Below are 13,107 nucleotides of genomic sequence, written 5' to 3'. Positions count from 1 at the left end.
TCAGCATCATACAAATTACAAACTAACCTAAAATTACCATGTCAGTATTTGTTGAAGTAGACCACGTTGACCGTGTATTTAATTTGCCCAATGGAGAGCAATACATCGCTCTTAAAAATATCGAACTGAAAATTAAAAAGGGAGAATTCATCACCTTAATTGGCCACTCGGGCTGTGGCAAATCTACGCTGCTAAATATCATCGCCGGCCTCGACAAAGCAAGTCAGGGCGGGATTACTTTAGAAGGGCGCGAAGTCCGCGATCCAGGCCCGGATAGAATGGTGGTGTTTCAAAATTACTCGCTGCTACCTTGGCTGACGGTGCGCGAAAATATTGCCCTAGCAGTAAATGAAATTTACAGCGGCAACTCTCCAGAAGATCGCGAGTTGGTGATCGAACACCACATTAAATTAGTGGGACTCGGACACGCCGCCGACAAACGCCCAGGCGAAATTTCTGGGGGGATGAAACAAAGAGTTGCGATCGCCCGCGCCCTGGCGATTCGCCCGAAATTGCTGCTGCTAGACGAACCCTTCGGAGCTCTCGACGCTTTAACTCGCGGCGGTTTGCAAGACCAGTTGATGAAAATTTGCGAGGAAAGCAAAGTCACCAGCGTGATGGTAACTCACGACGTGGATGAGGCTTTATTACTGAGCGATCGCATTGTGATGCTCACCAACGGCCCGGAAGCGCAAATCGGGCAAATCCTCGAAGTGAACATTCCCCGCCCCCGCAAGCGCATGGAAGTTGTCAACCATCCGAGTTACTACGCGCTGCGTAACGAAATGGTTTACTTCCTCAACCAGCAAAAGCGGGTCAAACAGCGCCGGGCCAAACAACAACCGCCTGTGATCGCCCGCAACGGCCTGGAAAAAATCAACCTGGACATCGGCTTTATTCCCCTCACCGACTGCGCCCCCTTAGTAGTAGCTAAAGAAAAAGGATTTTTCAAAGCCCACGGCTTGGAAGAAGTTACTCTCAGCCGCGAACCTAGCTGGAAAGCGATCGCCAAAGGAGTCGCCGAAGGACGGCTGGACGCGGCGCAAATGGTCGCAGGAATGCCGATCGGGATGCTGTTGGGCCTCGACGGTGAAGCCCCTGTACCCGTCTGTAGCGCTATGACGCTCTCTCGCAACGGCAATTCGATTGTTTTCAACAAAGACCTCTACAGACAAGGCATTCGGACATTAGAGGATTTCAAAGCTGCGATCGCCAAGACTCCCGATAAAGTTCACACCTTGGGCATGGTACACTCTGCCTCCATGCACAATCTGCTGTTCCGCTACTGGCTGGCCGCCGGTGGCATCGACCCGGATCTCGACGTGGGCTTGACCGTGATTCCGCCCCCGCAGATGGTATCGAATTTAAAAGCAGGCAACATTGACGGTTACTGCTCAGGCGACCCCTGGAACTCCCACGCAGTCAACAGTGGTACGGGTTTTGTTATGGCCCGTTCCCTCGATATTCTGCCCGGACACATCGAAAAAGTTCTCGGTGTTAGTGAAGATTGGGCTCAGAAATATCCTCAAACCCACCTCGCCCTCGTCAAAGCGCTTTTGGAAGCCTGCGAATACTGCGATGACCGGCGCAACCGCGAAGAAGTCCTAGCATTGATTAGCCAAGAACAATACATTGGCGCCGATCCGAAAGACATCCGTCCAGGGTTCATCGATCCGTACAACTCTGGTACGGAGGCAGAACCAGAAATGCTCTACAATTTCAACCAGTTCTCTGTTGACAAAACCAATTTTCCAGACCGCCTAGAAATGGTGTGGGTGATGGCGCAGATGGCTCGCTGGGGACTGATCCCGTTCCCGAAAAACTGGGTGGAAGTGGTCGATCGAGTTTTGCGGCCTGATGTTTTCGGTCAAGCAGTGCGTGAATTGGGCTTGCCGGATATTGCCAGAGATCGCCGGACGATCGAGCTATTTGACGGCACTGTGTTTAATCTCGACGACCCGATCGACTATCTTCACAATGTCAAAATCAAACGTGCCGTCCGCATTGAAGAAATCTTAATTGAACAAATAGGCAGTCAGTGTTCCATCAAACTGCCAGCATAACCAGCAAATAGGAAGAGGGAATGAGGAGCAAGAAATCAGGAAACAAGACTCCACATTTCCCGCTTCCTAAGTCCCTAATTTCAAATTCTCAATCCAAAGTTGTCATGTCTAATTCCTCAACCCAAAATCCAAATCCTGAAAATATGCAAACTCTAAAAACTCCCCAAAAAACCAAAATTCAAACGCCCAAGCAAGACTTTCTTACGATTAAAGACGTATCGAAAGTCTACGAAACTCCTAAAGGCCCTTACGTGGTTCTCGACGGTGTAAACCTGACTATTAATGAAGGCGAATTTATTTGTTTGATCGGTCACTCTGGCTGCGGCAAATCAACTTTGCTGAATATGATTGCAGGATTCAACGGGCCGACAAACGGAGAAGTAGCCCTGGAAGGTTCGCAGATTACTGAACCAGGCCCCGATCGCATGGTGGTGTTTCAAAACTACTCGCTGCTACCGTGGCTGACTGCTACAGAAAATATTCACCTCGGCGTTGAAAATGTTTACCCGGAAAAGTCCGCAGACGAACACAATACGATCGTCAAGGAACACTTGGAGTTAGTGGGGCTGACCGAAGCTTGTAACAAAAGACCGGGCCAATTGTCCGGGGGGATGAAACAGCGGGTGGCGATCGCCAGAGCTCTGGCAACTCGTCCCAAACTGTTGATTTTGGACGAACCTTTCGGAGCTCTAGACCCGATTACCCGGGAAGAGTTGCAGGAAGAATTGCTGAAAATTTGGCGGAAGGAAAAAATTACCGTCATTATGATTACTCACGATATTGATGAGGCTTTGTTTTTGGCCGATCGCATCGTGATGATGACCAACGGGCCAGCAGCTTCCATCGGCGAAGATATGCACGTTCCGTTCAGCCGTCCCCGCAACCGGGCGCGGATTATGGAAGACCCGAAATATTACGAACTGCGTAACTTTGCTTTGGAGTTTCTGTTTTCTCGCTACGCCCACCACGAAGAAGGTGAAGAAACGGACTCGGAGACAGAAGCCGTCGCGCTACCGATGCCATTACCTGCTAGCAAAAAGCCTGCGGTTGCTGACAGGCCTCTTGCACCTGCACCTTTTGTGTCTCACGCTGCCGAACCCTCAGAAGCCTCGTCGATCAAACGCGGCATCCTGGCAGCCTCGTGGTTCGTAGCAATGTTTACTTTAGCTGCAGTCAATATGTCTGTTGTTTCCAGCCAGCTAAAGCAAGCGAAACTAGCAGAAACTGCACCTCCGGCGCCGACTGCCGGGGTGATTGTGAGTTCTCCCCCCAGCCCGCAAATCGCAGCAAGTTCGATCGCACCGAATCCTAGCCCTGCACCCATCGCTGCTGCTGCAAGTCCTGCATCCATCCCTGCTGCTGCCGCATCAGTGATTTCTGACCAAGCCGAACTCGATGCGATCGGAAAGCAGTTGTATGCACAAATCGACCAAAAATGGAGAACAACTCCGACATTTACCGAAAGCTTGACTTATCGGGTCAAAGTAAAACAAAACGGGGAGATCCTACAGTTCGATCCCACAAATAAAGCAGCTAAAGATTTCGTCAAAGAAACTCCTCTGCCGGTTTTGCAAACTCCTGCAGATGCCGCAGCAGGCTCTGAAAAAACTGCTGAGTTCCAAGTAACTTTTAGCCCCACCAACGGTGGCGTATTAGAAGTTAAAACACAGAAGTAGGCGGCATAATACTTCCGCACAAAATCTCGAATTGGTATTAACAACCAGGTCAAAAGTAGTACCTGCGCGCTGTTTTAACTCGGCAACAATTCTTCCTAGCCCCATCCTGGGGGTGACAAGAGTTAGGTATAAATTTCCTATGTGTGAGGAAGATTGAGTAGCAGCCAGAAGCTGACTAAAAGCGAGAGCGAGCCAGATTTTTACTAAGATAGCGGGTAATTTTAAATCAGGGTATTGTCCGTTTCTGTGAAGCATATATGCGGTAAGTTAGTAATGATTGACACGTTATTTGCAGGAGCCCTCAGTTCCGACTATAATGATGAATTACCAATTACCCATTAGCTTTCAAAAATTAGCATCTAAAATCACCAGATGGAAACTATAAAAACTCTTTGCCCATACTGCGGTGTAGGTTGCGGTCTAGAAGTTGTTCCCGACAAAAAACAAAGTTGGAAAGTGCGGGGCGATCGCAATCACCCATCGAGTCAAGGCATGGTTTGTATTAAGGGAGCAACCGTAGCAGAGTCCATTCGGAGCGATCGGCTACTGTATCCGATGATGCGAGATACTCTCGACCAACCGTTCCGTCGCGCTAGCTGGGACGAAGCTCTCGATGCAATTGTTAATCGCATCCAAACAATTCGCAGCACCAGCGGCCCCGATGCTTTGTGCGTTTACGGTTCGGGTCAATTCGCAACAGAAGATTATTATATTGCCCAGAAACTAATGAAAGGTTGTCTGGGTACTAATAATTTTGATGCTAATTCTCGCTTGTGTATGTCTTCAGCAGTCTCTGGATACGTTCAAAGCTTTGGCTCGGACGGGCCGCCTTGCTGTTACGACGATTTAGAATTAACAGATTGCGCTTTTATTATTGGTAGCAATACAGCGGAATGCCATCCCATCGTATTTAATCGATTAGCAAAATACCACAAAAAGCATCCCCATGTCAAAATGATTGTGGTAGATCCAAGGCGGACTCCGACTGCGGAAGCGGCGGATTTGCACTTAGCAATTAAACCGGGTACGGATATAGATTTGCTTAATGGAATTGCATATTTGCTGTTACGCAGGCAAGCAATAGATGCTGAGTTTATTGAAGAATGCACGGCGAATTTTTCAGCTTTTGCTGAGGTTATTAGCAGCTACACGCCGGAGTTTGTAGCCTCGCGCTGCGGCATTACTGTCAGCGAGTTAGAAACGGCGGCAAACTACTGGGAACAGTCGCAGCGGGTTTTGTCGCTGTGGTCGATGGGAATGAATCAGTCGTCGGAAGGCACGGCAAAGGTGCGATCACTGATTAATTTGCACTTAATGACCGGTCAAATCGGCAAACCGGGATGCGGCCCGTTTTCCCTCACCGGCCAGCCAAACGCGATGGGAGGGCGGGAAGCCGGAGGACTGTCTCACTTGCTCCCAGGCTACCGATTTGTGAAAAATGCTGAACACAGAACCCAAGTCGAGGAGTTTTGGGGAATCGCACCGGGAAGCATTTCCCCGAATCCAGGCCGCACAGCTTGGGAGATGATTACCGGTTTGGAAACTGGCGAAGTCGAGTTGCTGTGGATTGCAGCGACTAATCCGGTGGTGAGTATGCCGGATTTGGAACGCACTAAAGCCGCTTTGCTGCGATCGCCCTTTACTATTTATCAAGAAGCTTACTATCCCACTGAAACCTCAGCCTACGCTCACATTCTGCTGCCGGCAACGCAGTGGAGCGAAAAAACCGGAGTAATGACGAATTCCGAACGCCGCGTTACCTTTTGTCCCGGTTTCGACACTCCCTCCGGGGAAGCCCGCGACGACTGGAGCATTTTCGCTGAAGTCGGCCGTCGGTTGGGTTTTGCCCAACACTTTGCTTTCGAGAATAGTGCGGAGGTTTTTAAAGAGTACGCGCAGTTGACGCGGGGTCAGCCTTGCGACATGACCGGTCTCAGCCACGAATACATCCGCCAAGAAGGGCCACAGCAGTGGCCTTGCCGGGAAAACGAGCCTGTGCATCCAGCGAACGAAGCGAAACGGCTGTATACTGACAGGCGTTTTCACACTCCTGACGCGCGGGCAAGATTTTCGGCCTATCACTCGCGGGGACTGGCAGAACCTCCCGATCCCAATTATCCGTTTGTGTTGACGACAGGGAGACTTTACGGACACTGGCACACGATGACGCGGACGGGTAGAACAGAGAAAATTAATCAATTGCACCCCGATCCGTTTTTGGAAATTCACCCCCGCGATGCTGCCCAATTGCAGATTAAGGAGGGGGATTTGCTGGAAGTTCGATCGCGCCGCGGCAAGGCGCAGTTTCCGGCCAAAGTTACAAAGGCGATCGCCCCAGGTACGCTATTTGTACCCATGCACTGGGGTTCTCTGTGGGCCGAAGCGGCTGAAGCCAATGCCATGACTCATTCTGCAAGCTGTCCAGATTCCAAACAGCCTGAGTTAAAAGCTTGTGCGGTGCAGTTGGTGCTGGTTGGGGCAGATACTGCCGCAGAAGTTGAGGAATTTAATTGGGCAAAATCCACCCTCGCCGTCACTTCTTGAGCTGCCGTCCAACTAAGGATGTTACAAATGACCGAAGAACGAGCGGGAAGCCGCGGGCGATCGACAGGGAAACGAGAGGAACTTGGTTGACGTTCGGCGACCGCTCAGTCAATCACCCTCAGTCGAACGATTGAAGATTTACTCCACAGATGAATCTGGGCTCTTGAACAAGAGTCGAAAATTTTGCACTCTTCCCGACAGGAGTCCGGGGCCTGTATCCGTTTTTTGGGGTAACAACCTCTCTCGATCGAGCAATTTTGAACTCGGACATACCCTACACATAAATCTTAAATCTCAAATCCCCGATCTAAAACCTAAAATCCTTATGCCATTACGCAGCCTAAAAACTGCGTTTCCCCGGCCGAGCCCGGGGATAAGGAAAATTAAATTTATTTATTCTGAGTTTTTCCTTCTTGATTGGGAGTTTTTGCTTCGGCTGAATGCCTTATGGCCAAAGGCTTATGCTTTCTTTTTAATTAATCGAGTCAGACAATTGCCGTTTGCACCTCAAGGTGCTATAATTGTTTTACAAGGCTTTATTTTCGGCAGTGCAGTTCGTTCGATCGGCGTTCCTCCGGATTTAAATCTCTACACCCTCTGATTCTGGAGAATGTTCAATGTCAATCTATGTCGGCAATTTATCCTACGAAGTAACGCAGGAGCACCTCAACCAAACTTTTGGAGAGTACGGAACAGTAAAGCGCGTTCAGTTGCCTGCTGACCGGGAAACAGGTCGGATGCGGGGTTTCGCTTTTGTAGAAATGTCTACCGAAGCCGAAGAAGCCGCAGCCATTGAGGCTCTTGACGGTGCTGAGTGGATGGGTCGCGACCTCAAGGTCAATAAGGCAAAACCCCGCGAAGAACGTGGTTCTTCTAACAGCGGTAACTGGGGTAACAACGATCGCGGTGGCAATTCTCGTCGCTACTAAACCACCCGAGCTAAATTTTTAGCTATCTTCTATATTGCGTCGGAGCAACCTGGGAGTCAACAATCATTCTCTGTTGAGAATAGATAGTTAGTTCAGTGGTCGTACCGCGCCTTAAAAGCCTCAAACTATTGCTAGACAATAGTTTGAGGCTTTTTTATGGCAAAAATTATTAATGAGGAGTTCATCGCGTGCGATCGATTCCTAGCTGACACGAAAAACTATAAGATATAACAGGCAAAGAGAGCCGCCTTTTCCCAAGTACCCGGGTGATGCCGTAAAACCAGGCAATCACAGAGTTTTGCGCTTGCAAAGTGTACCGAACAATGACAAAATCATTAATTAAGAATGAAGACTAAATCACTTTTATGCTGAAAAAAATATTTAGGCAAATTTCCAAGTCAAGCAGTGATGAAAATTTTCTGCATTTTACAGAAAGTGTAGAAGTAGTAATATCGAAAATTTTATCACTGGCGATGATTTGGGTAATTCTCCTCAGCGTTTGCGATTTGCTGATTTTTTTAGCAAAAGAATTGGTAAACCACACTGATAATTTGTTAAAAGACACGTTGTTTGTCATATTTGGGTTATTTTTAAATGTTTTAATTGCTCTGGAAATCTTGGAAAATATTACAGCTTATCTGAAAAAGCACGTAATTCAAGTAGAGCTAGTTATTGTAACTTCTTTGATAGCAGTATCTCGAAAAATCATCATTCTTGACCTGGAAAAGAAAACCGCAGCCGACTTGATTGGTTTGGCGACTGCAATTTTCGCGCTTTCCATCAGCTACTTGATAGTGCGCTCTACAAATAAAGGAAAAGATTAATATCGGGAATTGAGAAGTGGGAATTGTTAATAACTAATATCAGATCCGGTCGAGCGACCGGACATGATATTATTCCAATAAGCCAGGAGGAGGCACAATTTCAATTCGGCCTTGTTCTAAGTCAACAACTGGCACAATCTCTTCCACAAAAGGAATCAATATTTTTGTGGATTTAGGCTCTTTAACGCGAATTTTCCGTGGTTTGCGGGTATTTCGGGGGTCAGCGTTGGCTTGGGGAGTTTCACGCTGTTTTGGCTTTTCTAATTCTGCGGCGACAGTTTCCGGCGCGGTTAGATTCGTTTCTACTTCTAAAAGGTCGTTACCTGCGGGAATAATATCACTTACCTTGCCTAAGATTTCCCCGGTTAACTGGTTAAAAACTTCCATACCGATCAAATCTTGGACGTAAAACTCATCAGATTCGAGGTAAGGTCGATCGGTCTTTTCAACAAACAACTTACAGCCCCGCAGCGCCTCAGCACTATCGCGGTCTTCCACACCCTCTACCTCTACAGCATACAGCCCTTTGCCCGGAATGTAGCGACCGCCCAAAAACTCGATCGGTTCCGGTTCACTTTTGTTAGGGCGCAAAATCCACCGCTTCCCCGGTTCGATAAACCTTTCCGGGAAATCCGAATCGGGATAGACTCGCACTTCCCCGTCCAAACCTTGAGCTGCTACAATTTTACCGATTTCTATCCATTCAGACATAAACTTTTTGGGAATTAGGAATTGGGAATTAGGAATTGGCAATTGACAATTGACAATTGGCAATTGGGCATTGGGCAAAAAAGCATCTTCGCAGAAAAGCCTTGGTAGCAAACAACAAATAACTACTGACTAATGACTACTGACTAATGACTAATGACGACTGACTTCTTTACACCAATCCAGTTCTCAGCGCTACAACTGCTGCTTGCACGCGGTCATCCACTGCCAACTTATTCATAATACCGCGAACATGAGTTTTAATAGTATTTGGACTCAAGTAAAGCGCCGCTGCAATTTCGGGATTGCTGTTACCTTCCACCATTAATCTTAACACCTCCAATTCCCGCTGCGACAACTGACCAAAAGTAGTTGTAGAGGCAGGTATCGGGGGTTTGAGGTGTTCGATGACAGTCCGGGCAATTTGAGGATCAAGATATGTAGCGCCCTCTGCTGCGGCTGCGATCGCTGCTAACAGCCTGTCTACAGAAGCACCTTTAATACAATAAGCATCAGCACCACTAGAAAGGGCAGCAATAATTTCAGTTTCTGCCGTGTGAGAAGTTAACATTACGACTCGAACTTCGGGCAGTTGTGCTTTAATTTGCTGCGTCGCTGCTATGCCGTCGAGCCGCGGCAAACCGATATCCATTACAATAATATCAGGTTTGAGTTTCAGTGCGGCTGCTACGCCTAAATAGCCGTCTTCTGCTTGTCCTACTATTTCTATTTCTGGGGAATCGGCTAAAACTTGCTCTAATCCCAGTTGCATCATCGGGTCATCTTCAACAATTAAAATTCTCATAATTAATTGGCAATTGGTAATTTTTCCGGCTGACTGTTGACTGTTGACTGCCAACTAACTACTGCCAACTGACTACTGTCAACTGACTAATGACTAACTTTTAAAACCTCCACGAATTCGCCCGGTACAATCCAGGTGTCCCCTGGTGGCAAAACTGCTAAACCACTCGTATTGGCGAGGTTAATTAAATTCGCTGAATTTTGGCTGCCGCTAGCAGGTTCAAATTCCCAGACTCCGGCAACTAAATGTAGTTTACCCCAAACATAAGTTTCGCGCTGCCCAGGCGATCGCAATTCAGCATTACACCTAGCTTTGAGAAACTCCGGCCCCCAAGCATCCAGGGCAAGCCCAGACATCTTTTTCAAAGCAGGCACAACAAAGCGCCAACAGCAGACTAAAGCCGAAACCGGATTTCCTGGCAAACCAAAATAGAGACAATCCGAACTCAAACTCGGCGAATCATCATTCTTTTCACCTCGTTTAAACGCAGCAACCGTTAAAGGTTTTCCCGGCTTAATCGCCACAGAACTAATGTGAATTTTTCCTCCCAAATCCCCCAATATTTTCTCAATATAATCGTAGTCTCCTACCGAGACGCCCCCCGTAGAAAGTACCACATCCGCCGTCGCAACAGCCCGGGATATCGCCTTATTTAACGCATCTTCATTATCAGGAACAATGCCCAATCGAATCGGTTCAAATCCCATTTGCGCCAACAAAACTGTCAAAGCATACTGATTCGAGTCTACCAGTTTCCCCGGTGCCAAAGGTTCGTCTGGCGATACCAATTCGTCACCAGTAGAAAAAATTGCCACCCGCAGCCGCCGATAAACGGGAACTTGAATGCACTGGGCAGTTGCTAACACCGCCATTTCTGGGGCATTGATAACTGTACCGGGAGTTAGCAAAGTTTTTCCTGCTTGATAAAAAGCGCCTTTGTGCCTGACAAATACTTGCGGTTTTTCAGGAGAAACTAAGATAAAAATACGATCGCCCTCACGCCTTGTTTCTTCCTGCATTACCACCGTATCAGCACCGGCAGGCACCACCCCACCCGTAAAAATTCGCGCCGCTTGCCCCGATTGGACGGTATTTTGAGGCTGATATCCGGCTGGAATCTCTTCTACTACTTCGAGTACCACTGGTTTTTCGGCGCTACAGTTTTCCACATCCGCAAACCGCACCGCGTACCCATCCATTGCTGAATTATCCCAATAAGGAAAATCCAGGGAACCAGTGACGGCAGCAGCCAAAATGCGCCCCGATGCTGCCAGTAAGTCTACAGTTTCTACATCCCCCTGACTGTCGAGGGGTTGCGCCAAATTTAGAATGATCGATTCTGCTTCTTTCACTGACAGCATGACAGTCTCCTTGTTTTGATAACACTCATGATTAAGTTTAGCAAAATATCCAGAGATATTGGTGATATAATTTTTTTGGATTTGGGCAGTAGACCTAATTTTTGGTATTAATTGCTTATGACTCTTTCGCGCTTTGTTGTCAGACTAAATTGTTTATCTTTATTATTGGTGGCGCTACTGATATTTTTTACTCAACTTTCAGGATTAAAAGTCAGCGACTTATTCTTTCAGCCTTATTTTTCTCCCCATCCTAATGTCGCCTTGTTAACTCGTACTTTCCAAATTTTATGTTCTGTACCAGTCGTTGTTTGTACTTTCACCTATGGATTAGCTAAAACTATTCAACCATGTCCTAATGAAAATAGATTTATTTTATTTTCCGCTCTTTTAACAGGTGGATTTCTACTGAATCAAACTTACCGAATTCATATATATATGATAGCCATAGGAATTCCTAAGCTAGGAGTAAGTCTTTTATACGCCGTTATTTTGTCATCCTACGGATGGTTTTTTAGGCGAGAACTACAGTTAACTCCCTACCAAATATTGTTAGCGGGTTTGGGCTTGTTGTTTTTTGCGATCGGCGTAGATGCCCTGCATTTAAAAAACAAAATATTATCCAGTTTACTAGAGGGAGTACCTAAACTTTTTAGCGAAATTAACATTGCATTTTATTATTGGTATGTCTGTAAGTGTTTCCTCCAAAAATCGTTTGATAAAACTATTAATAGCTAGTTATAAGGATGTGATATAATGAGCGAAACTGCATAAAAACATATCCCTGAAATCCTCTTAACCCTTAATAATATTTACAACATCTGCATCGCTCGGCATTTATCCGCCTTCATATACATTAGGTGGCTTAAAAATCCCCACGCATCCTGATAAAATACCATGATAGCAGTTACCATCAACTTCAACTCGATCGCCAAAATAACCGACGACCAATTTTATCAACTGTGTCGCGAAAACCCCGATGTCAAATTTGAACGCAACGCCAAAGGAGAAATAATCGTCATGCCACCCACAGGAGGAGAAACCGGAAATTACAATTCAGAAATTAATGCGGATTTTGTGATTTGGAACCGACAAACTCAACTGGGAATTTGTTTCGATTCTTCAACTTGCTTCAAACTGCCAAGCGGTGCAAACCGTTCTCCCGATGTCTCTTGGATTGAAAAATCAAGATGGGATGCACTCACTCCCGAACAAAAACAAAAATTTCCTCCCATTGCCCCGGATTTTGTCTTAGAGTTAATGTCGCCCACAGACAGCCTCAAAGATACTCAAGACAAAATGCAAGAATACATGAATAACCAAGTAAAACTAGGCTGGTTAATCAACCGCAAAACCCGCCGAGTCGAAATCTATCGCCAAGGACAAGAAATAGAAGTTTTGGAATGTCCAACAGAACTTTCAGGAGAAGATGTTTTGCCCGGTTTCGTGCTAAACTTGAAAACACTGTGGCAATAACTAGACATCTAGCATCTATCAGCGTTTATTTGCGTTCATCTGCGGTTAAAAAAATCTAATGGAAACCAATACAGAAACTACTGCAACCACTGGCTTAACAGCGGAACAACACAAACAGAAAATGCAGCGCCGCCAAGAAGTACAGGCGCAGCGAATCGCTAACTCCTCAAAAGAAAAAGGTTTAATTATAGTCAATACCGGTAACGGCAAAGGCAAAACTACAGCCGCTTTGGGAATGGTTGTGCGATCGCTCGGCCACGGATACCGCGTCGCTATAGTACAATTTATCAAAGGAGCTTGGGAACCCGCAGAGAAAGCCGTTTTTCAACTCTGGGAAAAACAGCTAGAATTCCACGCAATGGGAGAAGGCTTTACCTGGGACACGCAAGACCGCGATCAAGATATCGCCACAGCTCAAAAAGCCTGGGAAAAATCCCTAACTTTTATCCACAATCCCGAATTTCAATTAGTTCTTCTAGATGAAGTCAATATAGCATTAAAACTAGGTTATTTGCAAGTCGAGCAAGTGCTTTCCGGGTTAGACCAAAAGCCAGAAGAAACCCACATTATTTTAACAGGCAGAGGCGCCCCGCCAGCGCTAATCGAACGGGCAGACTTGGTGACAGAAATGACTTTAGTTAAGCATCCATTCCGAGAACAAGGCATTAAAGCTCAACCAGGTATTGAGTATTAATGTTGTTTGTCAAAAGTTTTTACCCGATTT

The 13,107-nt window shown here is 46.6% G+C and carries 11 protein-coding genes; 8 read left to right on the top strand and 3 right to left on the bottom strand.

Annotation, left to right across the window (positions count from 1 at the left end; all coding sequences use genetic code 11):
* Positions 1-38: 38 nt before the first annotated feature.
* The 5 genes from QUA34_RS07615 to QUA34_RS07595 all read left to right on the top strand — a co-directional run bounded on the left by QUA34_RS07615 (position 39) and on the right by QUA34_RS07595 (position 8,036).
* Complete coding sequence (locus QUA34_RS07615; protein WP_333385351.1) at positions 39-2,063, top strand: nitrate ABC transporter ATP-binding protein; 2,025 nt, start codon at positions 39-41, stop codon at positions 2,061-2,063.
* Positions 2,064-2,167: 104 nt separating this feature from the next.
* Positions 2,168-3,739 carry a nitrate ABC transporter ATP-binding protein gene (locus QUA34_RS07610; protein WP_333385348.1) on the top strand — a complete coding sequence of 524 codons (1,572 nt, stop codon included), beginning with the start codon at positions 2,168-2,170 and terminating at the stop codon, positions 3,737-3,739.
* Between the two features lie 372 nt (positions 3,740-4,111).
* Entirely contained in the window at positions 4,112-6,283 is a 2,172-nt protein-coding gene (locus QUA34_RS07605) for a nitrate reductase (RefSeq protein ID WP_333385346.1), read from the top strand.
* A 617-nt stretch (positions 6,284-6,900) separates the two neighbouring features.
* Positions 6,901-7,212 carry an RNA recognition motif domain-containing protein gene (locus QUA34_RS07600; protein WP_332948676.1) on the top strand — a complete coding sequence of 104 codons (312 nt, stop codon included), beginning with the start codon at positions 6,901-6,903 and terminating at the stop codon, positions 7,210-7,212.
* 365 nt (positions 7,213-7,577) lie between these two features.
* On the top strand, positions 7,578-8,036 hold the full coding sequence (locus QUA34_RS07595; RefSeq protein WP_333083854.1) for a phosphate-starvation-inducible PsiE family protein: 459 nt from the start codon (positions 7,578-7,580) through the stop codon (positions 8,034-8,036).
* A gap of 69 nt (positions 8,037-8,105) precedes the next feature.
* Here QUA34_RS07595 and rimM read toward each other — a convergent pair whose 3' ends face one another.
* The 3 genes from rimM to QUA34_RS07580 form a co-directional block, all read right to left on the bottom strand.
* Positions 8,106-8,747, bottom strand: coding sequence for a ribosome maturation factor RimM (gene rimM, locus QUA34_RS07590; protein ID WP_333083877.1), 642 nt, complete (start codon positions 8,745-8,747; stop codon positions 8,106-8,108).
* A gap of 169 nt (positions 8,748-8,916) precedes the next feature.
* Entirely contained in the window at positions 8,917-9,549 is a 633-nt protein-coding gene (locus tag QUA34_RS07585) for a response regulator transcription factor (protein ID WP_332995821.1), read from the bottom strand.
* Between the two features lie 86 nt (positions 9,550-9,635).
* On the bottom strand, positions 9,636-10,910 hold the full coding sequence (locus QUA34_RS07580; protein WP_333385343.1) for a molybdopterin-binding protein: 1,275 nt from the start codon (positions 10,908-10,910) through the stop codon (positions 9,636-9,638).
* 117 nt (positions 10,911-11,027) lie between these two features.
* On the opposite strand from QUA34_RS07580, the gene QUA34_RS07575 reads away from it, so the two are divergent.
* The 3 genes from QUA34_RS07575 (at position 11,028) to cobO (ending at position 13,077) form a co-directional block, all read left to right on the top strand.
* The gene (locus tag QUA34_RS07575) at positions 11,028-11,645 is read left to right on the top strand and encodes a hypothetical protein (protein WP_333385341.1); all 618 of its coding nucleotides are present in this window, start codon (positions 11,028-11,030) and stop codon (positions 11,643-11,645) included.
* A gap of 159 nt (positions 11,646-11,804) precedes the next feature.
* Entirely contained in the window at positions 11,805-12,383 is a 579-nt protein-coding gene (locus QUA34_RS07570) for a Uma2 family endonuclease (protein WP_333062757.1), read from the top strand.
* Positions 12,384-12,441: 58 nt separating this feature from the next.
* Complete coding sequence (gene cobO, locus QUA34_RS07565) at positions 12,442-13,077, top strand: cob(I)yrinic acid a,c-diamide adenosyltransferase (protein WP_333385338.1); 636 nt, start codon at positions 12,442-12,444, stop codon at positions 13,075-13,077.
* Positions 13,078-13,107 lie beyond the last annotated feature (30 nt).

Source organism: Microcoleus sp. POL10_C6 (genome assembly GCF_036701585.1).
Classification (GTDB): domain Bacteria; phylum Cyanobacteriota; class Cyanobacteriia; order Cyanobacteriales; family Microcoleaceae; genus Microcoleus.
This window is presented reverse-complemented; position numbering and strand designations above follow the sequence as displayed.